Genomic DNA, 26,011 nt, shown 5'->3' on the forward strand with positions numbered 1-26,011 from the left:
GCCCTTGGAGGGGCGGCGGCGTACCAAGATTCAGCCGGGCCAGCCGGCCGCTCGGAGGGCGGTGCGGAGTTGGGTCAGGACTTCGGTCGGGTTGTGGCGGACGGCCCAGGCGGGGAAGCGGAGTATTCGGTCTCCGCTGGCCCACAGGTCGTTCTGCCGTCGCATGTCGGCCCAGGCGGTGCGCGGATCGAGGTGCTGTCCACCGTCGATCTCGACGTGCACCCGCCACTGGGCGAACCACACGTCGAGATAGCGTCGCCGGCCGTTGGCGTCTCGGCGGATCACCTGCCGCGACGGCTCGGGAAGACCTGCTCGACGGACCAGGCTCAGGAAGTCCAGTTCGGCGAGGGAGTGGGCGCCGCCCGTCGCATCCGACGCGGTCGCCCGGATCAGTTCGCGTCGGCGAGCCCGGGGCAGCCTGGCCAGGACGCGGTGCACGTCGTCTCCGCCGACGAGACGCTGCTGGAAGCCCGCGGCGATCACCGCGCGGGCCTGGTCGTCGGTCGAGGCCCACTGCGCCGCGTCGACAAGCGACCTGGCGGGCATCGTCCGTGGCGGCTGCCCGACGGTCAGCACGTCCTCCGCAGGCAGCAGCGCGGTCCGGTGGAGCCGCACCCACGGTGGTAACGACCTCGCCTGGTGCCGGGCGGGCAGGAGCAGGTGGACGACGGGTGACTCGTAACGGCGTAGTCCCCACGCCTGAGCTGCGGTGAGCCCACCCAGCACGGCCGCCGGGCCGGCCGCGAGCGCGGCGATCCAGCGGATTTGGGCGCGGCCGACGGGCCCGTTGTGGGCGACTTAGATGCCCCGGTACACCTGCCGCCACCGCCCGCTGACCACGCGGTGGCGGACGGCTTTGTCGGACAGGAATCGCCGTGCCTGCGAGGCGCTGAGCACATCCCCCTGCCGAAAGAGCAACCAGCTCAACTCATCAGCGTCATCCGCCGGCACCCGCCGCCCAAACCCCGCCGATTCCCCACCCGCCCGCACACCCTCCATTCCTCCAGACCCCGCCGCCGCCCACCACCCCCTGTGGACAGCCGGCGGATCTTGGTACAGATCCGCCCCTCCAGGGGCGGCTGCGTACCAAGATCTCTAGGAGCCCAGCACCTGGGTCAGGTACGGGTTTGTGAAGCGGCGGTCGGGGTCCAGGCGGTTGCGGACGGTCAGGAAGTCGGTGAACTTCGGGTACGCCGCGGACAGGGACTCCGCCGTTCGCCAGTGCAGCTTGCCCCAGTGGGGGCGGCCGTCCAGGTCGGTGGCGACCTTCTCGAACGCCCGGAAGTACGGCTCGTACGGCATCCCCACGTACTGGTGGATGGCGACGTACGCGGAATCCCGCCCGTACCCGTGGGAGAGCCAGATGTCGTCGGCCGCGGTGAACCGCACCTCGACCGGGAACAGCACCTTGAACGGCAGCCCGGCCACGATGCGCTGCAACTCCGCCAGCGCGGTGGGCAGGGCGGCGCGCGGGAGGCCGTACTCCATCTCCACGAAGCGGACCCGGCGCGGGGTGCAGAAGACCTGGTCGGAGCGGCCGGTGTAGGTGCGTTCGGTGAGCGCCCGGGCGGAGATCGCGCTGATTCCGGGTGCGAGGGCGGGCGCGGCGCGGCCCAGCCGGCAGGCCCCGGCGAAGACGGTGTTGGAGAGGAACTCGTCGTCGAGCCAGCCGCGCCAGCGGGGCAGCGGACGGTCGTCGGCGGGTACCCGGTCGTTGGTCTTGACCTGCACCCGGTCGGTGTAGGGGAACCAGTAGAACTCGGCGTGGTCGTGCTGCTCGACGAGGCCGGGGAGGTCGTCCAGCACGGCGGCGAGCGCCGCCGGGCGCTCGTGCGCGCGGAGGACGAAGGCGTCGACGCACCGGAGCGTGAGCTCGACCAGCACTCCGACGGCGCCGAGCCCGACCCGGGCGGCGGCGAACACGTCGCGGTGCTCGTCGGCGGAGCAGCGCAGCACCTCGCCGGTGCCGGTGACCAGGGTCAGCGCGGTGACGAAGGTGGACAGGCAGCCGAGTTTCGCGCCGGTGCCGTGGGTGCCGGTGGAGAGCGCCCCGGCGACGGTCTGCGCGTCGATGTCGCCGAGGTTGGGCAGTGCCAGGCCGTGCGCGGCGAGCAGGTCGTTGAGCGTGTGCAGGGTCATTCCGGCCGGTACGGTGACCAGGCGGCGAGCGGTGTCGACGGTGACCCCGGTGTCCAGGTCGGCGAGGTCGAGCCGGTGCCCGTCGGCGACGGCGGTGCCGGTGAAGGAGTGTCCGCTGCCCACCGCCCGGATCGTCCGGCCGGTGTCGGCGGCGTGGCGCACCGCCTCGGCGACCTCCTCGACGGTGCGTGGGCGCACCGTCAGGGCGGCGGTGCTGCGCTGGTTGCCGGCCCAGTTGGACCAGGCGGCTGGCGTGCCGGCCATGGGGACGCTCCTCGACGTGAATATGAACTGACTTCATATCAGGAACGTTGTACCTGGTAAATACCGCAATCGAGCCCGGCTCGTTGTACCGGTAGTCACAGACTCGTGACGTGCAGATATGTTCATCCGTCGAAGGGGGGTGGCGAGTGTCCACACCAGCCGCCACGACCGGGCCGCTGCGTCGGGTACCGGTGCAGGGTCGAAGTGTCGCGCGGGTCCAGCGGATGCTGGACGCCTGCGCCGAGCTCGTCGACGAGGTGGGGTACGAGGGCTTGACCACGACCCTGCTCGCCGAGCGTGCCGAGGTGGCGATCGGGTCGGTCTACCAGTTCTTTCCAGACAAGCGGGCCATCGTGCAGGCGTTGACGCTGCGCACGATGGAGTCGTATCTCCAGCGGCTCGACGAGCGGTTCTCCTCCGCCGACCTGACCCACTGGTGGGACGGCGTCGACGCGGCCATCGACGAGTACATCTCGATGCACCGCACGGTCCCGGGCTTTCGTACCCTGCACTTCGGCGACGTGGTCGACCTGCACCTGCTCGACGAGCAGCGGGACAACAACGGGGTGATCGCTGATCAGCTCGCCCGGGTGCTCACGGAACGGTTCGGTCTGGCCGGCGTGCCCGACCTCCGCTTCCACCTGGAGGTCGCGGTGGAGGCCGCGGACTCGTTGATCAAGCTCGCGTTCCGGCGGAAGACCGAGGGCGACGAGCGGGTGCTGGTCGAGGCGAAGGCGCTCATCCGGGAGTACCTGCACCGGCAGGTCGACGCCCGGACGGAGGCCGTGCAACAGGGTTGAGCAGGGCGCCGCCGCCCTGGTGCCGGCGGTGGCGATCACAGGTGCGACGCCCGGGTGCGACCGGGCTGACGACGAACGGCGGGTTCCCGAGGTGTACCGGGACCCGCCGTCACCGTCTAGAGGAACGCGTGGCCCTCGCCCCGGTAGGTCGGCACGGTGGCCACCACGCTGTCGCCGTCGACCAGGTGCACCTCGTTGACATGCTCGCACAGCTCGCCGGCCTTGGCGTGGCGGAACCACACCCGGTCGCCGATCCGCAGGGCGGTGGCCACGTCGCCGGCGAGGGGGGTCTGCACCTCGCCCGCACCCTCCGCGCCCAGCAGCTTCAGCCCGGCTGGCAGCCACGGCCGGGGCAGCCGGCTGTCCGCCGCCGGGCCCGACGCGATCCAGCCGCCGCCGAGCACGGTGGCCAGCCCGGGCCCCGGGCGGCGGACCACCGCGCAGGCGAAGAACGCCGCCGGGGTGGGCCGCCAGGCACGGTACGCGTCGAAGAGCGTCGGCCCGTACAGGCCGGAGCCCGCGGTGACCTCGGTGACCGCGGGGTCGGCGCTGGTGGCGGCCACGCTGCCGGTGCCACCGCCGTTGACGAATTCCAGGTCGGCGTGCTCGCGTACCGCAGCGACCGCGGCGGCCCGGCGGGCCAGCAGTTCCCGGTACGACCCGCGCTGGGTGACCCGGATGGCCGTGCCGAGCACCGCCTGCCCGGGCGGGGCGTCGCCGAGGCCGGCGATCTGCGCCTCGTACGACATGAGGCCGACCAGCCGGAAGCCGGGCCGCCCGGCGACGGCGGCGGCGAGCGTGCCGGCCGCGCCGGCGCTGTGCACCGGTGACCGCCGGACGCCGACGTGAACCCGCCCGCCGAGGGGCCGCCAGGAGGCGTCCAGTTCGAGGCAGACCCGCAGCGCCGGCCGGCGACCGGGCGGGCAGACCTGGTCGACCAGGTCGAGTTGCCCGGCGTCGTCGACCATCAGGGTCACCGCGTCGGCGAGCGCCGGGTCGGCGGCCAGCTCGGCGAGTGCCCGGCGGTCGGCGGTCGGATAGGCGACCAGCACGTCGTCGCTGACGCCGCTGCGGGCGAGCCAGAGCGCCTCGGGGAGGGTGAACGCCATCACGCCGTGCCAGCCGGGCCGGGCCAGCGCCCGGGTCAGCAGCTCCCGGACCCGCACCGACTTGCTGGCGATCCGGACCGGCTTGCCGGCGGCCCGGTCGACCAGCGCGTCGGCGTTGGCGTCGAAGGCGGATAGATCGACCACCGCGTACGGCGGGTCGAGGTGGGCGGTCGCCCGATCGAGGCGATCGCGAAGTTTGTCACGGTCGATGGCCACGTCTGCACGCTAACTGTCTGGACGCCAATGCGAAATACCCTCGCGTCTGTCCGGGCTGCGGGCGGTGGTGCCGGCGGCCTAGGCTCGGCGAGCAGGCGAATGTCGCGGAGGGGGTCGCAGCTCGCCGCGACTAGAGTGTTCCACCGGGGATGCCCAGCTCTGGGCCGGCACGTGGAGGTACGGCCATCGAAAGCCAGAACAACGGCGAGTCGCCCGGCGTGTCGTCGCCCGCCGACCGCTCCGGTGCGGCCGCCATCCGGTCGGTGCTGCGCATCCGGCCGTTCCGCCGGCTGTGGATCGTGCTCGGCGTCGCCTCCTTCGGCGACTGGCTCGGCCTGCTCGCCACCGCCCTCTTCGCCGCCGCCCAGGTCTCGGGCAGCGGCGCCCAGGGTGCCGCCTTCGGTGGCGTGACCGCGATCCGCCTGCTGCCGGCCCTGGTGCTCGGCCCGGTGGCGGGCGTCTTCGCCGACCGGTTCGACCGCCGGTGGACCATGGTCATCTGCGACCTGCTGCGCTTCGTGCTCTTCGCCTCGATCCCGCTCTACGCGCTCACCGGCGCCAGCGGCGGCCTGGTGGTCGGTTGGGCGCTGATCGCCACCTTCCTGATCGAGTCGGTCACCCTGCTGTGGATCCCGGCCAAGGAGGCCGCGGTCCCGAACCTGATCCCGCGGACCCGGCTGGAGACCGCCAACCAGCTCACCCTGATCACCACGTACGGCCTCACCCCGGTGGCCGCCGCCATCGCGCTGGCCGTGCTGGACCGTGGGGTGCGCGGGGCGGTTGGTGGCGACCTGCCCGACTGGGCCGAGCCGGCGCAGCTCGCCCTCTGGTTCAACGCCTTCTCCCGGCTGGCCACCGCGCTGGTGGTGGCCTTCGGGATCAAGGAGATCAGCGAGGCCCAGCGCGGCGAGGCGGAGCGCGTCGAGCAGAGCATGTTCCGCCAGTTCGCCGACGGCTGGAAATTCATCGGCCAGACCCCGCTGGTACGCGGCCTCGTGCTGGGCATCTTCGGTGCCTTCGCCGGCGGCGGCATCGTGGTCGGCACGGCCAAGTTCTTCGCCAACTCGCTCGGCGCCGGCGACGCCGCGTTCTCGCTGCTCTTCGGCGCGATCTTCGTCGGTCTGGCGCTCGGCATCGGGCTCGGGCCGATGATCGTCCGGGACATGTCCCGGCGCCGCTGGTTCGGCATGAGCATCGTGCTGGCCAGCGCCTCGGTGCTGGTGCTCGCCTTCGCCATCCACCTGTCCATGGCGATGCTCGGCGCGATCCTGGTCGGCGCGGGCGCCGGCATGGCCTTCCTGGCCGGCACCACGCTGCTCGGCGGCGAGGTCGCCGACGAGGTGCGCGGCCGGGTCTTCGCGGTGGTGCAGATCGGCACCCGGCTGGTGCTGATCCTGGCCATCGCGCTGAGCAGCCTCCTGGTCGGCGTCGGCGGCTCCCGCCAGCTGACCATCGCCGACCTGGGCATCTCGGTCTCCTCGACCCGCCTGCTGCTGCTCGCCGCGGGCGCCGCCGGCATCTTCGCCGGGATCAGCGCCTTCGGCCAGATGGACGACAAGAAGGGCGTACCGGTCCTGGCCGACCTCTGGGGCTCGATCCGGGGCCGCCCGCTGATGCCGGCCGAGCCCTTCGTCTCCAGCGGCCTGTTCGTGGTCTTCGAGGGCGGCGAGGGCGCCGGCAAGTCCACCCAGCTCGCCGCGCTCGCCGAGCGGCTGCGCGGGCAGGGTCGGGACGTCGTGGTCACCCGGGAGCCCGGGGCCACCGGCATCGGGGAGCGGATCCGCTCGCTGGTGCTGGAGACCTCCGACGACGACGCCCCGTCGCCGCGCTCCGAGGCGCTGCTCTACGCCGCCGACCGGGCGCACCACGTGGCCACCGTGGTCCGGCCGGCGCTGGTCCGCGGCGCGGTCGTGGTCAGCGACCGGTACGTCGACTCGTCCCTGGCGTACCAGGGGGCCGGTCGGACCCTGCCGGTGCAGGAGGTCTCCTGGCTCTCCTCGTGGGCCACCGGCGGGCTGAAGCCGGACCTCGTGGTGCTCCTCGACGTCGACCCGCGCACCGGCCGGTCCCGGGTCGACTCCCGCAACCAGGGCGCCGACCGGTTGGAGGCCGAGTCGCTCGCGTTCCACGAGCGGGTCCGGTACGCCTTCCTCGACCTGGCCGCCGCCGACCCGAAGCGCTACCTGGTGCTCGACGCGTCCCGCCCGGTCGAGGAGATCGCCGCGGCGGTCGCCCGGCGGGTGGACGAGTTCCTCGTCGACCCGGCCGGCATCGTGCACCCCCGCCCGGCCCAGGGCCCCGACACCACGGTCCAGCCCGAGTTATCCGACGCGGAGCTGGTGACGATGGAACGCCCCCACCGATGACGGACGTCTTCGCCGACCTGGTCGGGCAGGACGAGGCGGTGGCCACGCTCCGGCGGGCCGCCGCCTCGGCCGCCGCCCTGCTTCGTGCCGCCGCCCCGGCGGTGGTGCGGGCGGGCGCCCCGGCAGCCGGCGGAGCCGACCCGGACGGTGGGCACGACGACCTCGACGCGCTCGCCGAGGAGCTCGACGGGCCCGGCGGCGCCACCGGTCAGGGCGCGGAGGGCGTGGACCCCGGCGCCGGGATGACCCACGCCTGGATCTTCACGGGGCCGCCCGGCTCCGGCCGGTCGGTGGCCGCGCGCGCCTTCGCCGCCGCCCTGCAGTGCGTGCACGGCACCGGCTGCGGCCGCTGCCCCGGCTGCCACACCACCCTCGCCGGCACCCACGCCGACGTGCGGCTGGTGGTGCCCGAGGGGCTCTCGATCGGCGTGAACGAGATGCGCGCGCTGGTGCTGCGCGCGGCCAGCACGCCGTCCGGCGGGCGCTGGCAGGTCGTCATCATCGAGGACGCCGACCGCCTCACCGAGGCCGCCGGCAACGCGCTGCTCAAGGCGGTCGAGGAGCCGCCACCGCGTACCGTCTTCCTGCTCTGCGCCCCCTCCACCCACCCGGACGACATCTCGGTGACCATCCGGTCGCGGTGCCGGCTCGTGCCGCTGCGGCAGCCGCCGGCCGGCGCGGTGGCCGAGGTGCTCGTACGCCGGGACGGCATCGCCCCCGACGTCGCCGAGTGGGCCGCCGCGGCGGCGCAGGGACACGTGGGCCGGGCCCGGCGGCTGGCCCGCGACCCGGAGGCCCGGCAGCGCCGTGACGCCGTGCTCGCCGTGCCGCGCCGGCTGACCGGGGTCGGGGCCGCGTTCGACGCCGCTTCCGCGCTGATCGAGGCCGCCGAGGCGGAGGCCGCCGCGGCGGTCGCCGAGACCGACGAGGCGGAACGGGCCGCGCTGCAGACCGCGCTCGGCGCGGGCGGCACGGGCCGGGGGGCGGCCGGGGCCATGCGGGGCGCCGCCGGGCAGCTCAAGGACCTGGAGCGGCGGCAGAAGTCGCGGGCCACCCGGGCCCAGCGGGACGCGCTCGACCGGGCGCTGGTCGACCTGGCCGGCTTCTATCGGGACGCGCTCACCATGGCGTTGCGGGCGCCGGTCGCGCCCGTGCACACCGACACCGCGGCGCTGGCCGGGGCCGGCGCGCAGAAGTGGGACGCCGAGGGGGCGCTGCGCCGGCTGGAGGCCGTCCTGGAGTGCCGGGCGGCCATCGAGGCGAACGTCAAGCCCCGGATCGCGGTGGAGGCCATGATGCTCGCCCTGTGGAAGGGCTGACCACCGCCGGTCGCGGTTGTCCACAGGGCATCGACAGGCTTTGTTGACTACGGTACGGTCCGGTGTGGCCGCGTGGTGACGGTGGCGGCACGCTCAGTGACGAGGTCAGCCGGGAGGAGTCCGCCGATGTCACGGGGGGAGATCGACGAGGCCTGGATCGAGGAGGCGGTGCGGCGCTACCGGCGCATCGAGACCCTCCAGGCCGAGTTCGACCAGGCGGTGGCGACGGTCGAGGTCACCGTCCGCTCGCCGGACGGCCTCGTCGAGGTGGTGGTGACCGCCGGCGGGCGGATCACCGACGTGCGCTTCCTCGGCCCGCTGCACCAGCGCAACCCCCGGGACGTCGCCGGCTCGGTGCAGGCCGCCGTGACCGCCGCCGCCGACGCGGCGCAGTGGGCCCGGGAGAAGCTGCACAACGAGACCTTCGCGGCCTACCGGCCGCTGGCGGGAGCCTGAGATGGAGACGTTGCGCGTGCTGGCCGCCCGCCTGGACGAGGCCGGCGCGACCCTCGCCACGCTGGCCCACACGGTCACCGCCACCGACCCGCCCCACCCGGCCTTCGGCGCGCACGCCACCGGCCGGCCCGGCGAGGTCGGCCGCGCCCTGCACCGGCAGTGGACCGAGGCCACCGGCGACCGGGCCCGCGAGGCGCAGGCCGCCGCGAGCCGGCTGGCCGCCGCCGCGGCCGCCCTGCGCAGCGCCGCCGACCGTTATTCGGCGACCGACCAGTCCGCCGCCCGGCGGCTGGCCCGGGAGGCGTGATGGACGCCCTCGACCGCCTCGCCGAGCCGGGTCTCGACCTGCTCGCCCGGGTCGACGCGCTGGTCGCCGCCGGCGCGCCCGAGGGGCACCGGCTCTGGCCGCTGCTGCGCCGGATGCGGGTGCTCCCCGGCGCGGCCGTCCGCGAGTTCCTCGACCTGCACCCCGCGCCGCTCGCCGGCGCCGGCCACGCCGTGCGCCGGCTCGTCCGGGGGTACGACGACACGGCCGCCGTCCTCGCCGACCCGGTCGCCTGGTCCGGGCCGGCCGCCGCGGCCTACGACGACGCCCGCACCGCCCTGCTCCGGCACCTCGACGAGGGGCCGGAGAGCCTGGTCGGGCGGCTGGAGTCGACCGCCGGCTACGCCGACGCCCTGGCCGACTGGGTGGAGGGGAGCCGGGCCGCGCTGGCCCGGGCGCTGGCCGAGGCGCTGCGCTCGGCCGAGGCGGTCACGGTGCACGTCGCCACCCGCCCGGGCGCCGAGGCCGGCCGGTCCGGGGCCCTCGCGGCCGCCGAGATCGCCACCCGGGTGCTCGGCGTGCTCGGCGTGGCCTACGACGGCGCGGAGACGTTGCTGCGGCAGTGGGCGCCGAGCCTGGCCGAGACGACCTGGCGGGAGCGGACCACGAGCGTGCCCCGCTACGGCGGCACCACCCGGATCGGGCACTGACCGGGCCCTCGCAGGCCCACGGCGTCGCACGCCGAACCGGCCGTGGCCGGGTTCCGGCGGCGACGCCGTGGCCTTCTCCTGCACCCCCCGCAGGTATGGCTTCACTCAACGCGGTCGGCCGCCGTTTGTCCCGTAGCTGACTCATGTTTCAGCCGTCCGGGCGAGGACCAACCACACGAGGGGTCGGGGTCGGTTCGGTCGAGTCGACAATCATGGATCGCTGCGCCGGGTGACCGGACGGCGACGGGTGGCCGGCCCCGATCCGTCCGGAGGTCGTAGGGTGGTGGGCATGGGCATGCTCTGCGCGGTCAGTTTCAACCGGTACGGGCGCCTCTTCTACCTCGACCCCGGTGAGCTGCGCCCGCAGGTGGGCGACAAGGTGCTGGTGCCCACCGACGACGGGCCCGAGGTGGCCGAGTGCGTCTGGGCCGCGCAGTGGGTCAGCGAGGACACCGCCGGCTTCCCCCGGCTCGCCGGCCTGGCCGGCGACGACGACCTGCGCCGCGACGAGTTGCTGCGCCGGCGCAAGGCCGACGCCAAGGTGGCCGCCAAGCGGCTGATCCGCGAGCACGGCCTGCCCATGAAGGTGGTGGCGATCGACCACGTCTTCGCCACCCCGGAGACCGGCAGCGACCGGACGACCGTCTACTTCACCGCGCCGCACCGGGTCGACTTCCGCTCCCTCGTCCGCGACCTGGGGGCGACCCTGCACTGCCGGGTGGAGCTGCGGCAGCTCTCCGCCCGGGACTCCGCCCGCGTGCAGGGCGGGATCGGCTCCTGCGGGCGGGACCTGTGCTGCGCCACCTTCCTCACCGACTTCGAGCCGGTGACCATCCGGATGGCCAAGGACCAGGACCTGCCGCTCAACCCGCTGCGCATCTCCGGCGCGTGCGGCCGGCTCATGTGCTGCCTGAAGTACGAGCACCCCCTCTACCAGCGGTTCCAGGAGTCCGCCCCGGCGGTGGGCAGCCGCGTCTCCACCCCGGAGGGCGAGGGCAAGGTCGTCGGCCACAGCGTCCCCCGCGACTCGGTGACGGTCCGCCTGGACGCCGACGGCTCCCGCTGCTCCTGCAGCCGCGCCTCGGTCTGCGCCCCCCGCCAGGCCCACGACCAGCACTACTCGTAACCCCCTTGCGGGCAACCCGCCCTCGGCCTCCCTGGGTTGGGGCGCGCCTCAGCGGAGGACGATGGGGGGCTCGGCCAGGCGCGGGGTCAGCGGGGTCTTCGGGAGGATCCAGCTTGAGGTGGGGGACTCGTCGGGGTTCAGCTGCCAGGCGTGGGAGACCTTGTCGACGGCGATCGGATAGATCGTCAGCGTGCCGTCCGGGTCGATGCGGATGCGGAGGAACGACTTCGAGTCCTCGATGCCCTGGCCGGCGAAGAGCTCGTTGACGTTCACCCCGAACGATCCCGCCACCAGCAGGTAGAGCGCCACCAGCTGGCTCGCCACCAGCCCGCTCACCGGCCCGTACAGGACGGCTGCGGCGACCGCCGGCAGCGGCCACGGCCAGTCGTAGAACGGCAGTTGCAGCCAGAGCCAGGTGCCGCCGGCGGCCAGCGCCACATGGGCCAGCCCGTGCGTCACGCCGAGGATCCAGTGCCGGGCGTGCCGCTTCCCACCGGCGCTGGGCGGCTTGGCGAAGAACGCCGCACCCAGCAGGGTCACCGCCAGCATGATCACCAGCGGCACGCTGAACAGCCGCTGCTCCGTGGTGCCGACATGGTTCCCCGCCACCCCCGCCATGGCCAGCATCAGCAGCGTGTGGAGGGTGCCCAGCAGGGTGGTGAAACCCGGGTTGCGGAACGGCAGCCGGGCGAAGATCCCCCAGCCGTACCGCCGGGAGCGGGCCTTGTCCGGATAGCGGGCGGCCAGGTCGTACTCGCGGGTGCGGCTGGACCGGCGGGCCAGGGTGTCCCGCGGCGGCACCTCCAGCTGCTCGGGCAGCTGATGGGTGGGGTAGAGGTAGGCGCCGCCGCCCCCGCAGGTGATGAGCTGCCGCTCCGGGCCGGTGTAGCGGGCGTAGTGGTGCAGGTCGCCCGAGACCAGCAGCCGCACCTGCGCGCCGGTGGGCGCGACGATCGTACGGATGAAGTAGTCGATCGAGTCGTAGGCCGTGGGATGGTCGTGGGCCTTGACCCAGGTCGGCGCCGGCACCGCCAGGATCACCTTCGACCGCGGGGTGAGCTTCCGGGCAACCTCGTCGAAGTAGGTGAGCTGCGGGTCGTCCAGGTACGACCCGGACTGGTCGTCGAGGCCCAGCAGCCACCAGTCGGCCGGCAACTCCACGGCGAAGTACGAGCGGGACTGGCCGGTGCCCCAGCCCGCGAAGTGCCGGTCCCGCGAGCGGACGAAGAGCCGCAGGAACGCGGTCAGGCCGTCGTACCAGTCGTGGTTGCCCGGCACCGCGAAGAGCGTCGGCCGCTGCGGCGGCGCGATCGGCAGCGCGGCCTGGTACGGCCCCTTGCACCGATCCTCGTACGCCTCGTAGGCCGCCGACGGGTAGACCTGGTCGCCACCCATCACCAGGGTCTGCGCCCGGGGCAGCCGGTGGCCCTCGACCTCCAGCTCCGGCTGGGCGAGCAGGTGCGCCACCGAGTACGTGGCGTCGAAGCCGTCGCCCAGGTCGGCCACATAGTCCAGCCAGAGCCCGCCGTCCGGCCCCACCTGCCGGAACGTGTCGTCGCCGAACGCGTTCTGCAACTCGCGCTTGTCCAGGTACGCCCCGAAAAGCATCGCCAGCAGCGTCCGCAGCCCGGTGCTGATGAGCAGCAGCGGGGCGAGCCACGGAACCGGCTTGCGCGGGGTGAAGCCCAGCTCCAGCGGGTCCAGGCTGCGCGGTCGTCGGCTGGCCCGCTCGCCCGGGTGCGCCTCGGGGATCGGCTGCTGCGGCGGCACGTGATCGTCACTCACCCGCCGCAGGGTAGTCCCGACCGACCGCGAAGTCTCTCCCGCGCACGTGCCGAAACTCCCGGATGTCGGGTTCGAAGGTCGGGGGGATCCCGTTCGGCGTCCCGCGCGGTGTGCCGTACACTTGACGATCGTTGCCGCCTTAGCTCAGTCGGCTAGAGCGACGCACTCGTAATGCGTAGGTCGACGGTTCGATTCCGTCAGGCGGCTCGGTGAAGAAGCCCAGGTCAACGACCTGGGCTTCGCCGTTTCCCGAGCTCGATCACGGCACCACTCGCGGGTCGAGTCCTTGGAATAGTCCTTGTCGCGTGCCGCTACCGCCCCGTCGAGTTGGTTGGCGACCGCGTCCAGGTCGTCACCGAGATGGGCCTTCGGGCAGAGGATCGGTTAACCGGCAGCGCCGAGGGATACCCGCCAAGGACAGCGGCGACGGCAGGGCCAGCGATGAGAGCCGAGCGCGGACTAACCTAGCGCGGTGTCAATCGACAGCAGCGCGTTCGAGGCGTGCCGGCGGCTTTTCACCTACCGCGCAGGCATCTGGGTCTATCGTTTGGCGATCCTCTTTGCTGTTCTTCCGTGGCCGTTCCGGGCGGCGGGTGTACCGCTGATGCCCCCACAGGCGGCGGCACCGATGGCTGCCGTTGGCTTCATCCTGGTGTTCGCCGGCCATCGCCTCGTTCTCCGCTCCCATCAGCGAGCGGGGTATTTCGGTGACGGCTATGACCCGTTGCGGCCGCCGGGCGGCCTGGTTGCCCGAGACGTGTTTCGCCTGACGTACTGGTAGCCGCATCGGTGCCGCGCGGAAGAGCTTGAATTCCCGGTGTGCCCTACCGTCGATGCCCTGCGCCTTATCGGGATTGGCGTGGGCCCTCGGGCGGCCGCCGTTCACCGTCGATGGCGAGCAGGCGCGATGTTCGTTCCCGGCGATGCAGGGCGGCCACGGCGGCCGCGAACGCCAGCACGGGTGCCAGGGCCAGCGCCAGCCACTGCGCGAGGTGGAGCCCGTCGGAGATCCCGTCGTGGACCGAGCGTTGCAGGAGGCCCATCCCGGCCCGAGTCAGCAGCAGCACCGCCCCGACCGGCACGAGCAACGTCAGGAGGCGCCGCCGCAGCGATGCCGGAGTGGACGCGACGGCGAGGGCGCCGATCAGGTAGCCGGCACCGAGCAGCAGTGCCTCGATGTGGTCGACGCCGGTGGTGAATATCCAGCTCGCCCGCACGGCCTCGGACCCTGGTTGGGGCAGGGCGAGCGCCGCGATCGCCGGGGTGCCCGCGCTGAGCAGCGTGGCGCCGATGAAGACGCCGAGCCGCCAGCGCCCGATGATGGCCGCGCCGGACCGGGAGGCGGGGACAGCGAGCGCCGCGGCGGCCATTCCGGCGAGCACTGCCGGCCAGAGGTTGAACACCGAGCGGTACGCGAGGTACTCGCCGGCTGCCCGGGCCACCTCGAGCGCGGCGGCTCCCCCGGCGAGGACGGCAGCGCTCCGGCGCCACCCGAACCCGGCCAGGACGGCCACGACGAGCCAGGCCACGGGCAGGAGCCATGCCTGCCACGGGAGGACCTCGCCGAGCCCGCCGGGATGACCGGTGGCGAGCAGAGCGAAGTGCAGCACCGGCAGGCGCGCGGCGTACGCGAACAGGGCAAGCGCGGCGATGAGGCCCAGGGCCGACGCGGCGTCCCGCCAGTTCCGGTCGGACAGCCGGGCGGCGCTGTAGTGGACGTGGGTTCGCAGTGCCCCGCTCAGGAGGTCACGCACATCGCGGGCTCGGGGCCGGCGCTGGTCCGGCTCGGCGTCGTCCAGCAGCACCCCGAGCATCTCGTCCGCGTACTGCTGGCGGTGTTCCCGGGGGTAGCAGGCCAGCAATAGCCGGTAGGCCCGTTCCATCGTCACGCCGCACCACCCTGGATGAGCAGGCCGGCACGGCGCAGGCGTTCGCTCGCGGCCTCGGCATTGCTGCGCAGCCGCGCGCTCTCCTCGGCCAGCCGTCGCGCGCCCGAGCCCGTGAGCCGGTAGTAGCGGCGCAGCCTGGACTGTACGAGTTCCTCGCGCTCCACCTCGACGAAGCCTCCGGTCCGAAGCCGGTCCAGCGCGGCGTAGAGGGTACCGGCGCGTAGCTCCACACGCCCGGCGGAGATCCGGCGGACTTCCTCCAGAATGGCGTACCCGTGCCGGTTTTCCTCGACCAGTGCGGTGAGGATCAGGTACGTCGATTCCTGCATCGGTGTGCTCGACATGGTCCGCAGTATATGCAGACCGACGGTATATACGGCAACGGTCTCGCGGAATCGGTTCCCGAGGTCGATCGCTTTGCCGCCGACGCGTCTGGTCCTTGAGCCGTGGGGCTGAGGAGCGTCGCAAGGCCGCGGCTCATGGCCGCAGTGGACGGACCGGTCAGCTTGGGGCGAGGAGGCAGAACTCGTTGCCTTCCGGGTCGGCGAGGACGGTCCACGCGACGTCGTGGTCCAGGTCGAGGGCGGTGGCGCCGAGCGTCCGCAGTCTGGCCGCCTCGGCCTCCAGATCGTCACCCGGGTAGGGGCGGACGTCGAGATGGACGCGGTTCCACCCGGTCTTCACGTCGGGTGTGCGGAGGAACTGCAGATATGGGCCGACGCCCTTGGCTGAGCGCAGTACCGCCTTGTGGTCGGTCACCTCGTGCAGGGTCCAGTCCATGGCCTCGCCCCAGAAGCGGGCCATGGCTCGCGGATCCGCGCAGTCCACCACCACCGCGGCGATCGGTCCGGTGTCCCGGTGGAGCGGTCGGGGGTCCAGCACGCAGAACTCGTTGCCCTCCGGATCGGCCAGGACCGTCCATGGCACGTCGCCCTGGCCTACGTCGGCGGGTGTCGCGCCGAGATCCTTCAGGCGCGCGACCACCTCCGCCTGATGGGCCGCCGAGGTCGTGGCCAGGTCGACGTGCACGCGGTTCTTCGCCGCCTTGGGTTCGGGGGAGGCGATGAGGTCGATGCAGACGGCGACGGGGTCGGGGTAGACGAAGCCCTCGGGTTCGAGGTTGGTCACGCCCGGTCCCTCGCTGGAGATTTCCCAGCCGAGCGCCTCCGCCCAGAAACCGCCGAGCGCGGAGTCGTCCCGGGCCTTCATGTTGATTTGAACCAGCCGCGTTGCCACGCCGACGATGCTAGGGCTCGTTTGTTGCGACCGCGGGGACGGCCGCCACACTGATGCTCCGTGCTGTCCGGCCAGGCGAGCGGGCCGCACCTTGTCGGCAAGGGGTCGGCGGAGGGCCGAAAGTGCCGTGAGACCGGGGGTCGCTGGTCGAGGGCGGATCAGAGCCGGCCGTACTGCTCGCGGACCAGCGACTCGACGGTGGTCGCGGCATCTGGCGGCCCGCCGGCCACGGTGACGAGCACGACGATCTCGTCACGGTGCGCGACGGCGCGTACCTCCGTCTGGCCCTCGCCGGTGAAGGTCATCGCCCCCGGCACATCGCGGATCTCCGCCAGGTCGCCGAGGCCGCGAGCCGCCGGCTGGAGACTGACGTAGGACTGCTGGAACTGGTCGGCCGCCGACACCGAGTCGAATTGGAGCAGGGTGACGGTCACCGAGGTGGAGTCCGGTCGGGTCCACGCCGCGCCGGCCGCGTGCAGCACGGTGCTGCGCACCGCCGCAACGAGCACCAGGGACCGGAAGTCCTCGCCGAGCGGCACGATCCGGGTGATGTCGACCCGATCGTCTACCGCGGCCGGCGTGGTGGGCGTCGAGTCGGCAGGGCCCGCCACCACCAGCGCGCCCAGGTCGCGGTCCGGGTCGACGCGCGCATGAACCGCGTACCAGACCACGGTGCCGACGACGGCGGCTCCGGCGACGGAAGCCGCCAGGCCGATCACGGGCCAGGGGCGCCGCCACCAGGGAACCGGCGCCGGGCGGGCGGCCCGGTGTGGATCCGGTGCGAAAACCGGGGCCGGGCCCGCGGGATCTGGCCGATCGACGGCGATGCTCTCGGTGCCCGGCGCCGACTCGGCCGGGGTCGGGTGTGCGGCCGCCGGAGGCGCCGGCGCCGCCGTCAGGGTCGAGACGGCGGCCGCCAGCATCAGCGTCCCGGCCAGCGCGAGCCACGTGCCGGTGAGGAACTCGCTGTGAGGGCGGTCGGCCTGCGGGAAGCCGCTGGCGTCCACGGCGTCGCTGCCGGGAAGGAAGGTGAGGAGCGTCAGTGCCACGCCGAGCAGCCAGGCGGCCAACCGCGTGCCGGTGCGCCATTGGGGCCTCACCCAGGCCGCGACCAGCATCGCCAGCAGCAGTGCCCACCCGGCGTACAACGACGCCCGGGAGCCCGGGAAGTCGGTCAGCGCGTACGTCCGTACCTCGTCGGAGGGCGCCCGGCCCAGCATCAGGTCTTCGGTGCTCTGCCCGGGTCGTACCGCCAACCACGGCGCGGAGTGCGCGGTCGCCAGGACGACCAGGCCGACGATCGCCGTCGCCGCGGCCTGTGCATGGCGTCGGCCGAGCGCGACTGTTGCTGACCGGCCCGACGGCGTCCGCTCCGGCCCGGGAATGATCTTCACGGCGCACATGATGGCAGTGCGGGGGCATGCCGTCGACCCCGAATCTGACCGCGTGTGGGCCGTGTGAATGATGTGCTCGCGTACGATCCGCTGCTGCGGACAACGTGAAGGTGGCTGATGGAAACCGACGGACGGCCCGAGTTGACAGTCAGCGGCGAAACATCGCCGGCACCCCGGCCGACCGACCGGTCGCGCCGTAACAAGGGGGTCACCCTCACGGTCGCGGCGGCCGCCATCGGCTTGGCGCTCGTCGGCAGCTTCATCCTCAGGCAGCAACGCGCGGCCGACCGGGCGGCGCCCGAGCCGGCCGCGGCGCAGTCGGCACCGGCGGACGGCCCCTCCGCCGTGCCGTGGCTGTCGGCGATGGTCGCCCGTGACGGCACATCCGTGACCGTGTACGCCGGAACGAGCGTGCAGTGCAAGGAACTCGTGCAACCCCGGGCGGTGATCTCCGGGCAGGACGGTGCCCGGGTGGTCGTGGCGGTGCAGGCCCGTGTCCTCGACGCGGCCGACTGCAGCACGAGCGGCTCAGCCGTTCCCGTCGTGCTGTCGCTGCCGGAACCCCTCGGTGACCGGGTGCTCCGCGACGCCGCCTCCGCGGACCTGCCGCCGACCTATTTCGAACGTGACCTGCCGGGCCTGGGCTCGGACCAGCGGTGGAGCCCGAACCGAGGGCAGTGGGCGTCCACCGACGAGGGCTGGTACCAGGGCTACAACGGCCCGGAAGGCTTGCATGTCACCGTGACCGCGGGCCGCACGGCCGAGGTGCCGCGGCCCGCCGGCGGCGCGGCCGCCACCATCGGTGGACGTGACGGCGTCATCACCGGCGCGGCGGACAGCTCGTGGACCTTCTGGTGGGCGGCGGGGGAGGTCACCTATTCGCTGCGGCTGACGCCGGCCGAGGGGACCAGCAGCACCCTCACACAGTTCAAGCGGGAGATCAGCAGGTTGACCTGGAGCTGACCGTGGTCAGCCCGGCTGTTGCATGATCCAGGTCGGCAGCGGTTCGGCGACCTCGCGTACCACCTGCCAGCCGGCCCGGCGGTAGATCTCGACGTTGGCCGGGTTGCTCGTTTCCAGCACCGCCGGCAGCCCGTCCGCCGCGGCCCGGCGCAGCCCGGCCCGCATGACGGCGCGGCCCCAGCGCCGACCGGCGCTGGCGGGGTGGGTGCCGAGCACGCCGAGGTACCAGAACGGCCCGTCGGGCAGCGCGGCGTGGACGGCCTCGTCGTAGGCGTGCACCCGGGCCAGCGCGTCGGCGGGCAGGTGGGCGGCGAGCGGGTCGACCGGCCCCGGCTCCGGCGGGGTGGGTGGTTCCCAGATCGCCACCGAGGCGCCCCCGCCGATCGTCCAGATCGTCTCCCGGCCGACGCGCTTGTCGAAGAGGTGCCCGAAGAAGGCGGCGGCGTGCCGGGGGTAGCCGGCCCGGTCGGGGAAGAGGTGGGTCAGGACGGGGTCGGCGGCGAAGGCGGCGACCAGCGACTCGACCACCCGGTCGCGGTCCGCCGGGGTGGCAACGGTGATCTCCGGGAGGCGCGGTCCGAGGTCGGTCACGGCCGGCAACGATACGCGCCACACGAAGCGAGCCCGGCGGGCGCGGCGCGGGGGCCGGTCCACCGGGCTCACTCCGGCAGGGAGGTGAAGGGTCTAGAGGGTGCGGCGCGGGTCCGCCGGGTCGGGCGGGAAGGCGCCGGTCCGCTGGGCGGGGACGTCGGTCACCACGTACTCCGTCTCGGGTTCCGGGGTGGGCTCCTCGTCGGTCTCCGCGCGGTGCCGGGCCGCCGCGGCGGCCGCTGCCGCTGCCGCGCCCGCGGCGACCGCGCCCGCCGCGACCGCCTTGCCGGAGACGCCGGCCTTGCCGTCGTCACCGCGCGAGGACGCGGCGTGCTCCACGCCGGGCGTGCCGAGGGTACGGCCCTCGTCGACGGTGCCGCGCCAGGCGCCCGTCTCGGCGCCCCGACCGTCGATGTACGACTTGAACTTCTCCAGGTCGGCCTCGGCCCGCTTCTCCACGAGGTGCAGCTTGTCGCCGGCCTTCTCGACCAGCCCCTCCGGCTCGTACTCCAGGGTGAGCAGGACCTGGGTGCGGTCGGTGCCGATCGGCTGGAAGTGGACGGCGCCGGCGTTGGTGGCGCCGCTGGTGGCGGCCCAGGCGACCTTGCGGTCCGGGACCTGCTCCAGGATCCGGGCTTCCCACTCGCGCTTCACGCCGGCGATCTCCGCGACCCAGTGCATCCGCCGGTCGTCGAGCTGGCGCACCTCCTGCACGCCACCCATGAACCGGGGGAACTCCTCGAACTGGGTCCACTGGTTGTACGCGGTGCTGACCGGCACGTCGACTTCGATGGACTTCTCGACCTTCGTGGCCATGAGCACTCCTCGTCGTTCAGTCTTCTGTACCGAAATCCGTACCCCAGGGGATCGGGCCTAATCGGAGGGAAGGCGAGCGACGGTCGGGTGGGGAGGATCAGACGTAGAGGCGGCTGGCGTAGTCCGGGCCGTAGTGCCGTTCCAGGTCGGCGAGGTTCGCCGTCGGGGCCTCGACCTCCTTCACCAGCCGGGCGCGGGTGGGCAGCACGTCGGGCCGCCAGGTCTCCGGCTTCCACAGCTCGGAGCGGAAGAACGCCTTCGCGCAGTGGTAGAAGATCTGCTCGATGGACACCTCGACGGCCAGCACCGGGCGGTGTCCCTTGACCACCATCTCTTCGAAGTACGGCGCGTCGACCACCAGCCGGGCCCGGCCGTTGATCCGCAGCGTGTCGGTGCGGCCGGGGATCAGGAAGATCAGCCCGACGTGGGGGTTGGCCAGGATGTTGCGGTAGCCGTCGGCCCGCCGGTTGCCGGGCCGCTCGGGGATGGCGATGGTCGTCTCGTCCAGCACCAGGGTGAAGCCGGCCGGGTCGCCCTTCGGGGAGACGTCGCAGCTGCCGTCCGCGCCGGCCGTGGCGACCAGGCAGAACGGCGAGGCGGCCAGCCACTCCCGGTCCCGCTGGTGCAGCGCCGTGCGCTCCTTGTCCCGCGCCCGCGGCGTCGGTGCGCCCAGCAGTTCCGCCAGTTCCTCCGGGCTGGTGATCTCCCGTGTCGTCACGTCTGCCTCCCCCGTCCGTTGACCTTGACGGCGATTCCGGCCCGCGAACGGCTGGTTTCCGCCATCGTCAGCCTAGGAGAGCGCGTCGACGGCGAGGTTTGCCCCCAGAACCCACGGGTACGGACTGAGCCGCAGCGCGCCGGGACGCGATCGATGGAGGCCGGGATGGAGAGCCGACTGAAGGTGCTCGGTCACCCCGTGCACCCGATGCTGGTGATGTTCCCGGTGGCCCTCCTGGTGACCGCCGTGATCTTCGACGTGATCGACACCGTGGGCGGACCGGACTTCCTCGGCGAGGTCGCGTACTGGAACATCACGGTCGGCCTGGTCGGCGGCCTGCTGGCCGCGGCGGCCGGCGCCTTCGACCTGCTCGCCCTGCCCACCGGCACCCGCGCCAAGCGGGTCGGGCTCACCCACGCCGCCGCCAACGTGGCGGTGATCCTGCTCTTCGCCGCCGTCTGGGCGGTCCGGCTCAACGCCGACTCGCGGGCCGCCGGCGGCGCGCTGATCGCCATCGAGGTGGTCGCCGTGGCCATCCTCGGCGTGAGCGCCTGGCTCGGCGGCGAGCTGGTGGACCGGCTGGGTGTGGGCGTCGACCCGGAGCACGACCTGAACGCCCCCAGCTCGCTGCGACCCCCTTCGGCGACACAGCGGATCGGAGACGTGCGATGACGGAACAGAGTGGCGGCGGCCGGGGCTGGCGGGGCCGCCAGCAGGGCTGGGATCCGATGGGTGAGCTGCAGTCGCTGCGGGCCGAGCTGAGCCGCCTGGTCGGTGGCCGCGGCGGCAGCTCGGACGTGGAGCTGACCGAGGTCGCCGACGGCTGGGAGGTGGTCGTCCGGCTGCCCGGTGTGGCGCCCGAGGAGGTGGCCGTCGAGCTGGACGACCGGGAGCTGTGCGTACGGGCCCGGTCGGAGGCCGAGGTCAACGCCGACCAGGGCATCCCGGGCGGGTTCACCACGCGTGGCTTCGAATACCGGGTGGACCTGCCGTCCCGGGTGGACCCCGAGCGGATCGACGCGGTGATGGACCACGGCCTGCTCCGGGTGCGGCTGCCCCGGGCGGCCCGACCCGCGCCGCGCACCATCACCGTCGGCCGCACCGGCCCGCACGCGACCTCCGGGGGTACGCGGACCTTCGTCGACCCGGCCGCCGACCGGGAACTGCACCACCCGGACACCACGGCCGACGAGATCGACCGGCCGTAGGGGTCGCGTGACCACCCTGTCCGACGACTCCAGCTCGGCGCGTCTGTCGCCGCGCCGCAACCTGGAGCCGTCGGCGCTCGGCCCGGTCGGCGAGCGCGTCCCCGACGTCGAGCGGATCGCCGTGCTGCGGGCGAACGCGCTGGGCGACTTCATCTTCGTGCTGCCGGCGCTTGAGGCGCTGCGGGCCGCGTACCCGTCGGCCGAGATCGTGCTGCTCGGCGCGCCGTGGCACGCGAAGCTCTGGCGCGACCGCCCGGGCCCGGTGGACCGGGTCCTGGTGGTACCGCCCGCGCCCGGCATCCGCGAGCCCGGGCCGGACGAGGCGCCGTCCGGGCTGGCGGACTTCGTGGCGGCGGCCCGCAGGGAGCAGTTCGACCTGGCCCTGCAGCTGCACGGCGGCGGCGCCAACTCCAACCCGCTCATCGCCGGCCTGGGCGCCCGGGTCACCGCCGGCCTGCGGGCCGAGGACGCGCCCCCGCTGGACCGCTGGATCCGGTACGTCTACTACCAGCACGAGGTGATCCGCTACCTGGAGGCGGTCGCCCTGGTCGGCGCGGGGGCGGTGACGATCACGCCGGCACTGGCGGTGACCGACGCGGACCGGGCCGAGGCCCGCGAGGTGCTCGGCGAGCCGACCCGACCCCGGGTGGCGCTGCACCCCGGTGCCACCGACAGCCGGCGGCGCTGGCCGCCGGAGCGCTTCGGCGAGGTGGCCCGGGCGCTGGCCGGCGACGGGTACGAGGTGCTGGTCACCGGCACGCCCGCCGAGCGGGAGACGGTGGACGAGGTGGTCGCCGCGGCGGGCGTGCCGGTCCGCCCGCAGGTCGGCACGCTCAGCCTGGGCGCGCTGGCCGCCGCGTACTCCGGCTGCGCGCTGGTGGTCTCCAACGACACCGGCCCGCTGCACCTGGCCGCCGCGGTGGGCGCCCCGACGGTCGGCGTCTACTGGATCGGCAACCTGATCAACGGGGCGACTCCGCTGCGCGTCCGGCACCGGCCGATCGCCTCGTGGACGATCCACTGCCCGGTCTGCGGCATCGACTGCACGCGGGACATCTACCCGCACCGGCCGGGCGACGGGACGTGCCCGCACCGCGACTCGTTCGTGGCCGACGTGCCGGCCGCGGAGGTGGTCGAGGCGGCCCGCGAGCTGCTGGCGGAGTAGCCGCTCAGGCGGGCTGCGGGGTGTCGGACGCGGCGACCACGACCTCCCACGCCTCCACGTCCCGCTCGGTGACGGTGGTCGGCGACTCCAGGTGGTAGGCCCCGCTGGGCAGTACGCCGGCGCCGCCGTGCCGCTCCAGCACCGCGAGCTGAGCGGCGACGTCCTCGCCCTGGTGCCGCTCCGGCAGCCGGCGCCAGAAGTCGAAGCCGCCGGCGTCGACCAGCTTGGCCCGGTCGTAGAGCACGCACCCGCCGATCCAGGAGACCTTGTACGCCCGCCACGCCCCGGCCGGCAGCCGCAGCTTCTCGGTGACGTGCAGCAGGTTCGCGGCCGGGTGGATGGACGCCCGCTGCCACTCCGGGCTGCCCGGGCGGATCCGTTCGGGCACCGGCTGCCCCTGCCACTCCTCGTAGTGCCCGTGCGTCTCCGGGCGCACGTCGTCGGCGTAGGACAGGCCGTGCACGGCGTTGCCGACGAACCCGCAGCCCAGCTCCCGGATGGCGGTGACCAGGCGGGACAGCGTGCCGGGCTCCAGCCAGACGTCGTCGTCGAGGCAGAGGACGTACCGGGCCGCCGACCGGTCCAGCAGGTAGGCGCGGTGCTCGGCCAGCCCGCGCCGGGGCAGCCGCCGGGTCAGCAGCACCGGGTGGCCCCGGTGGCGCAGCGCCCGGACCATGGTGGCCGCCGCCGGGTGCGCGTACGCGGGGTCGCCGTCGGACTGGTCGCTGACCACCACCCCGAAGTCGGGTACGCCCTCCTGCGCGGCCAGCCCGGAGAGGGTGACCGCCAGTTCGGCGGGCCGGTTGCGGGTGGGGATCAGCACGTCGAGCTGCCGGGGGCGGCGGAACCCGTCGGGCGCGCCGAGGTCGAGCGGTCTGTTCACGCCGGCCTGCCCTCGCCCACCGGCGGGACCACCGGGTGCGCCCGGATCCGGTCGATGATCGCCGAGGTGGAACGGTCCGGCACGTACCCGAGGGTGCGCACCTGGCCGCCCAGCCGGCGCACCAGCGGGGCCTCCGGAACCATCTCGGGCGGGTAGTCGCCGCCCTTGACGTAGACGTCCGGGCGGACCGCCTCGATCAGCTTCGCCGGGGAGTCCTCCTCGAAGACCACCACGTGGTCGACGCACTCCAGCGCGGCGAGCAGGGCCGTGCGGTCCTCGACCGGGTTGACCGGCCGGTCCGGCCCCTTGAGCCGGCGTACGCTGCCGTCCGAGTTGACGGCCACGACCAGCAGGTCGCCGAGCGCGCGGGCCTGGGTGAGGTATCGGACGTGCCCGGGGTGCAGCACGTCGAAGCAGCCGTTGGTGAAGACGATCGACCGGCCGGCCCGGCGGTGCTCCGCGACGAGCGCGGTCAGTTCCTCGGCGCCCACCTGGGTCGGGCGCCCGGCCTCCTCCGGCCCGCTGTCGAGCGCGCCGAGCAGGTCCTCCCGCCGGCACACGCAGGTGCCGGTGTCGGAGACGGTGATGGTAGCGGCGAGCTGGGCGAGCTGCGCGGCGGTCGGCAGGCTCGCCTCCGCCGCCAGCGCCAGGGTCATCGCCGCCAGGTAGGCGTCCCCGGCCCCCACGGCGTGGCTGGCGGGGACCGGCGTGCTGTGGCTGCGCCGGGGTTCGCCGTCGGCCCCGCCGACCACGGCGCCCTCGGTGTCCAGGGTCACCGCCACCACGTCCGCGCCGGTGTGCTCGCGCAGCTCGTCCAGGCGGGACTGGGCCAGCACGGCCCGGTCCACGCCCGCGCCGGCCGCCGCGTTGACGGTCACGCCGGTGCCCGTGACGGTGAGCCCGTCGCCGGTCAGCGCGACCCGCTCCTCGCCGGGCGTCGGCTCGCCGGTTGGCCCGGCGAACCCGCCGCCGTGCTCGGTCCTGCTCGGGTCCGTGGCCGCGCCGGCGGGCCCGCTCCCCGGCGCGCCGGAGGTCGGGTGCGGGGTGCCCGGCTCCCGTTCACCGGCCCCGCCGGGAGCCGCGCCGACGACCAGCTCGGAGGGGCCGTCGGCCGGGTCGGCGAGATGGTCCAGGTGCAGGTCGGCGGCGGTCGCGCCGCGCGGGGCGCTCCGGTGCCCGCCGCCGAAGCCGGCCGCGGCCCGGGCCAGCAGCCGGGTCGCCTCGGCGAAGCTCGGGGTCACCACGGTCGGGTTGAGGCCGCGCCAGTCGGCCAGGTCGTGCGCGTCGAGCGCCACGGTGGCGTAGCGGTCCCGGTTGGCGACCAGCCAGGCGCGCACCCCCGGGGGCAGCGCGCCCAGGCCGTAGTCGCAGACGACCAGGGTGAGGGGCTGCCCGGCGGCCACGGCGCGCAGCTCCTCGGTGGCGCAGTGCAGCGCGGTCAGCAGGCGGGCCACCCCGTCGTCGTCCAGCGCGTCGTCCGGGTCGCCGGAGTCCTCGCGGAGCAGGATCTGGTTGCCGGCGAGCATCCGCCGCTTCACCGGCGTGGGCCGGCCGGGCTGGTTGACCGTGCGGTCCCAGACGCCGGCCCGGTCGAGGCAGTCGTGCAGCTCGTCACCGGCCACGTCGGCGCCGACCGGGGCGACCAGGGCGGCCCGGCCGCCGAGTGCGGCCACGTTGACCGCGGTGTTCGCGGCGCCCCCGGCGGCGGAGATCCGCCGGCGCAGGGTGAGGACCGGTGCGGGCGCCTCGCGGCAGAGCCGCTCCGACTCCGCGAACCGCCACTCGTCCAGCATGGCGTCGCCGACGACCAGCACGGGACGTCCCTGCCAGCCGGCCACGACGGTGGCGAGCCGGCGATCTTCCGCTGCTGCTCCTGCCATGCCCCTTCGGGTCCCCCGAGCGGGACCGGCCAAACCTGCGCCGCGGGCCACCCAGGGCGTCCGGTTTCGGCCGGTCCCGTCCGGGAACGGGTGCAGGCACACCCCGGAGAGGAGAACCACCATGGCAGCGACACTGCAGGGCAAGCGGATCGCGTTCCTGGCCGCCGACGGCGTCGAGGAGGTCGAGTACACCAAGCCCCGCGAGGCGGTGGAGAACGCGGGCGCCCGGGTCGAGCTCGTCTCGATCGAGTCCGGTTCGATCCAGGCCTTCAACCACCTCGACCACGGCAAGCAGTACCCGGTCGACGTGACGACCAAGGAGGCGGACGCGGGGGCGTACGACGCGCTGGTGCTGCCCGGCGGCGTGGCGAACCCGGACTTCCTGCGGACCGACCCGGACGCGGTGCGGTTCGTGAAGTCGTTCTTCGAGGCCGGCAAGCCGGTCGGTGTGATCTGCCACGGCCCGTGGACGCTGGTCGAGGCGGACGTGGTGCGCGGCCGCACGATCACCTCCTGGCCGAGCCTGCGCACCGACCTCGCGAACGCCGGCGCGAACTGGGTCGACCAGGAGGTCGTCACCGACAACGGTCTGGTGAGCAGCCGCAAGCCGGCTGACCTGCCGGCCTTCTGCGACAAGATCGTCGAGGAGTTCGCCGAGGGGAAGCACTGACTTCTTCTCCCACCGGGGGCATGATCCGCCCCCGGTGGGAAAG

25 protein-coding genes, 1 tRNA gene and 1 pseudogene are annotated in these 26,011 nt (G+C 73.8%); 14 read left to right on the top strand and 13 right to left on the bottom strand.

The window, feature by feature from the left end; translation table 11 throughout:
- Nucleotides 1-30: 30 nt before the first annotated feature.
- Nucleotides 31-615, bottom strand: coding sequence for a DUF559 domain-containing protein (locus ABZ452_RS08180; protein ID WP_357940235.1), 585 nt, complete (start codon nt 613-615; stop codon nt 31-33).
- Between the two features lie 480 nt (nt 616-1,095).
- A complete protein-coding gene (locus ABZ452_RS08185; RefSeq protein ID WP_357940238.1) occupies nt 1,096-2,403 on the bottom strand; it encodes a D-arabinono-1,4-lactone oxidase in 1,308 nt (435 codons plus the stop codon).
- A 224-nt stretch (nt 2,404-2,627) separates the two neighbouring features.
- Here ABZ452_RS08185 and ABZ452_RS08190 point away from each other — a divergent pair, with 224 nt between their 5' ends.
- A complete protein-coding gene (locus ABZ452_RS08190) occupies nt 2,628-3,203 on the top strand; it encodes a TetR family transcriptional regulator (protein WP_357940240.1) in 576 nt (191 codons plus the stop codon).
- Between the two features lie 116 nt (nt 3,204-3,319).
- Here ABZ452_RS08190 and ABZ452_RS08195 read toward each other — a convergent pair whose 3' ends face one another.
- Nucleotides 3,320-4,528: an amino acid deaminase/aldolase gene (locus ABZ452_RS08195; RefSeq protein WP_357940242.1), complete on the bottom strand. Its 1,209-nt coding sequence runs from the start codon at nt 4,526-4,528 to the stop codon at nt 3,320-3,322.
- Nucleotides 4,529-4,746: 218 nt separating this feature from the next.
- On the opposite strand from ABZ452_RS08195, the gene tmk reads away from it, so the two are divergent.
- From tmk to ricT, 6 genes are all read left to right on the top strand, one after another.
- Complete coding sequence (gene tmk, locus ABZ452_RS08200; RefSeq protein ID WP_357940244.1) at nt 4,747-6,894, top strand: dTMP kinase; 2,148 nt, start codon at nt 4,747-4,749, stop codon at nt 6,892-6,894.
- A complete protein-coding gene (locus ABZ452_RS08205) occupies nt 6,891-8,213 on the top strand; it encodes a DNA polymerase III subunit delta' (RefSeq protein WP_357940246.1) in 1,323 nt (440 codons plus the stop codon). The genes tmk and ABZ452_RS08205 overlap by 4 nt, the downstream gene beginning before the upstream one ends.
- 126 nt (nt 8,214-8,339) lie before the next feature.
- Nucleotides 8,340-8,669 (top strand): YbaB/EbfC family nucleoid-associated protein, encoded by a 330-nt coding sequence (locus ABZ452_RS08210; protein WP_262283299.1) that lies wholly within the window; start codon nt 8,340-8,342, stop codon nt 8,667-8,669.
- A gap of 1 nt (nt 8,670) precedes the next feature.
- Nucleotides 8,671-8,976, top strand: coding sequence for a type VII secretion target (locus tag ABZ452_RS08215; protein WP_357940249.1), 306 nt, complete (start codon nt 8,671-8,673; stop codon nt 8,974-8,976).
- Nucleotides 8,976-9,644 carry a hypothetical protein gene (locus ABZ452_RS08220; RefSeq protein ID WP_357940250.1) on the top strand — a complete coding sequence of 223 codons (669 nt, stop codon included), beginning with the start codon at nt 8,976-8,978 and terminating at the stop codon, nt 9,642-9,644. Before ABZ452_RS08215 ends, ABZ452_RS08220 begins: the two co-directional genes overlap by 1 nt.
- 289 nt (nt 9,645-9,933) lie before the next feature.
- The gene (gene ricT, locus ABZ452_RS08225; RefSeq protein ID WP_357940252.1) at nt 9,934-10,770 is read left to right on the top strand and encodes a regulatory iron-sulfur-containing complex subunit RicT; all 837 of its coding nucleotides are present in this window, start codon (nt 9,934-9,936) and stop codon (nt 10,768-10,770) included.
- 48 nt (nt 10,771-10,818) lie between these two features.
- Here the strand turns inward: ricT and ABZ452_RS08230 are convergent, their stop codons facing one another.
- Nucleotides 10,819-12,540, bottom strand: a complete 1,722-nt coding sequence (locus ABZ452_RS08230) for a metallophosphoesterase (protein WP_357941039.1) — start codon at nt 12,538-12,540, stop codon at nt 10,819-10,821.
- 148 nt (nt 12,541-12,688) lie between these two features.
- On the opposite strand from ABZ452_RS08230, the gene ABZ452_RS08235 reads away from it, so the two are divergent.
- Nucleotides 12,689-12,762: transfer RNA gene (locus ABZ452_RS08235), tRNA-Thr, on the top strand.
- A 265-nt stretch (nt 12,763-13,027) separates the two neighbouring features.
- Nucleotides 13,028-13,336, top strand: a complete 309-nt coding sequence (locus ABZ452_RS08240) for a hypothetical protein (protein ID WP_357940254.1) — start codon at nt 13,028-13,030, stop codon at nt 13,334-13,336.
- Between the two features lie 64 nt (nt 13,337-13,400).
- Here the strand turns inward: ABZ452_RS08240 and ABZ452_RS08245 are convergent, their stop codons facing one another.
- The 4 genes from ABZ452_RS08245 to ABZ452_RS08260 all read right to left on the bottom strand — a co-directional run bounded on the left by ABZ452_RS08245 (nt 13,401) and on the right by ABZ452_RS08260 (nt 17,074).
- Complete coding sequence (locus ABZ452_RS08245; protein ID WP_357940256.1) at nt 13,401-14,444, bottom strand: hypothetical protein; 1,044 nt, start codon at nt 14,442-14,444, stop codon at nt 13,401-13,403.
- Nucleotides 14,441-14,788, bottom strand: coding sequence for a PadR family transcriptional regulator (locus ABZ452_RS08250; RefSeq protein WP_357940259.1), 348 nt, complete (start codon nt 14,786-14,788; stop codon nt 14,441-14,443). The genes ABZ452_RS08245 and ABZ452_RS08250 overlap by 4 nt, the downstream gene beginning before the upstream one ends.
- Before the next feature lie 157 nt (nt 14,789-14,945).
- Entirely contained in the window at nt 14,946-15,680 is a 735-nt protein-coding gene (locus tag ABZ452_RS08255) for a VOC family protein (RefSeq protein WP_357940261.1), read from the bottom strand.
- Between the two features lie 158 nt (nt 15,681-15,838).
- Nucleotides 15,839-17,074 carry a hypothetical protein gene (locus ABZ452_RS08260; RefSeq protein ID WP_357940263.1) on the bottom strand — a complete coding sequence of 412 codons (1,236 nt, stop codon included), beginning with the start codon at nt 17,072-17,074 and terminating at the stop codon, nt 15,839-15,841.
- A 117-nt stretch (nt 17,075-17,191) separates the two neighbouring features.
- Between ABZ452_RS08260 and ABZ452_RS08265 the strand changes: the two genes are divergently transcribed.
- A complete protein-coding gene (locus ABZ452_RS08265; protein ID WP_357940265.1) occupies nt 17,192-18,037 on the top strand; it encodes a hypothetical protein in 846 nt (281 codons plus the stop codon).
- Nucleotides 18,038-18,043: 6 nt separating this feature from the next.
- On the opposite strand, the gene ABZ452_RS08270 is transcribed toward ABZ452_RS08265, so the two are convergent.
- The 3 genes and pseudogenes from ABZ452_RS08270 to ABZ452_RS08280 all read right to left on the bottom strand — a co-directional run bounded on the left by ABZ452_RS08270 (nt 18,044) and on the right by ABZ452_RS08280 (nt 20,162).
- Nucleotides 18,044-18,628, bottom strand: a complete 585-nt coding sequence (locus ABZ452_RS08270) for a GNAT family N-acetyltransferase (protein WP_357940267.1) — start codon at nt 18,626-18,628, stop codon at nt 18,044-18,046.
- 366 nt (nt 18,629-18,994) lie between these two features.
- Nucleotides 18,995-19,444 (bottom strand): annotated as a pseudogene (locus tag ABZ452_RS08275) (SRPBCC family protein); the annotation flags it as partial.
- 97 nt (nt 19,445-19,541) lie between these two features.
- Complete coding sequence (locus tag ABZ452_RS08280; protein WP_357940269.1) at nt 19,542-20,162, bottom strand: pyridoxamine 5'-phosphate oxidase family protein; 621 nt, start codon at nt 20,160-20,162, stop codon at nt 19,542-19,544.
- A 165-nt stretch (nt 20,163-20,327) separates the two neighbouring features.
- On the opposite strand from ABZ452_RS08280, the gene ABZ452_RS08285 reads away from it, so the two are divergent.
- The 3 genes from ABZ452_RS08285 to ABZ452_RS08295 all read left to right on the top strand — a co-directional run bounded on the left by ABZ452_RS08285 (nt 20,328) and on the right by ABZ452_RS08295 (nt 22,535).
- Entirely contained in the window at nt 20,328-20,834 is a 507-nt protein-coding gene (locus ABZ452_RS08285; protein ID WP_357940271.1) for a DUF2231 domain-containing protein, read from the top strand.
- Nucleotides 20,831-21,370 (top strand): Hsp20/alpha crystallin family protein, encoded by a 540-nt coding sequence (locus tag ABZ452_RS08290; protein WP_357940273.1) that lies wholly within the window; start codon nt 20,831-20,833, stop codon nt 21,368-21,370. Before ABZ452_RS08285 ends, ABZ452_RS08290 begins: the two co-directional genes overlap by 4 nt.
- 61 nt (nt 21,371-21,431) lie before the next feature.
- A complete protein-coding gene (locus ABZ452_RS08295; RefSeq protein WP_357941041.1) occupies nt 21,432-22,535 on the top strand; it encodes a glycosyltransferase family 9 protein in 1,104 nt (367 codons plus the stop codon).
- Nucleotides 22,536-22,539: 4 nt separating this feature from the next.
- Here the strand turns inward: ABZ452_RS08295 and ABZ452_RS08300 are convergent, their stop codons facing one another.
- Together ABZ452_RS08300 and rfaE2 are read right to left on the bottom strand one after the other, a co-directional pair.
- Nucleotides 22,540-23,418 carry a glycosyltransferase family A protein gene (locus ABZ452_RS08300; RefSeq protein ID WP_357940275.1) on the bottom strand — a complete coding sequence of 293 codons (879 nt, stop codon included), beginning with the start codon at nt 23,416-23,418 and terminating at the stop codon, nt 22,540-22,542.
- Nucleotides 23,415-25,298, bottom strand: coding sequence for a D-glycero-beta-D-manno-heptose 1-phosphate adenylyltransferase (rfaE2, locus tag ABZ452_RS08305; RefSeq protein ID WP_357940277.1), 1,884 nt, complete (start codon nt 25,296-25,298; stop codon nt 23,415-23,417). Before rfaE2 ends, ABZ452_RS08300 begins: the two co-directional genes overlap by 4 nt.
- 121 nt (nt 25,299-25,419) lie before the next feature.
- On the opposite strand from rfaE2, the gene ABZ452_RS08310 reads away from it, so the two are divergent.
- Entirely contained in the window at nt 25,420-25,968 is a 549-nt protein-coding gene (locus tag ABZ452_RS08310) for a type 1 glutamine amidotransferase domain-containing protein (RefSeq protein WP_357940279.1), read from the top strand.
- The last annotated feature ends 43 nt before the right edge of the window (nt 25,969-26,011 follow it).

The sequence above is a fragment of the Micromonospora sp. NPDC005707 genome (genome assembly GCF_040631005.1).
Classification (GTDB): Bacteria; Actinomycetota; Actinomycetes; order Mycobacteriales; family Micromonosporaceae; genus Micromonospora.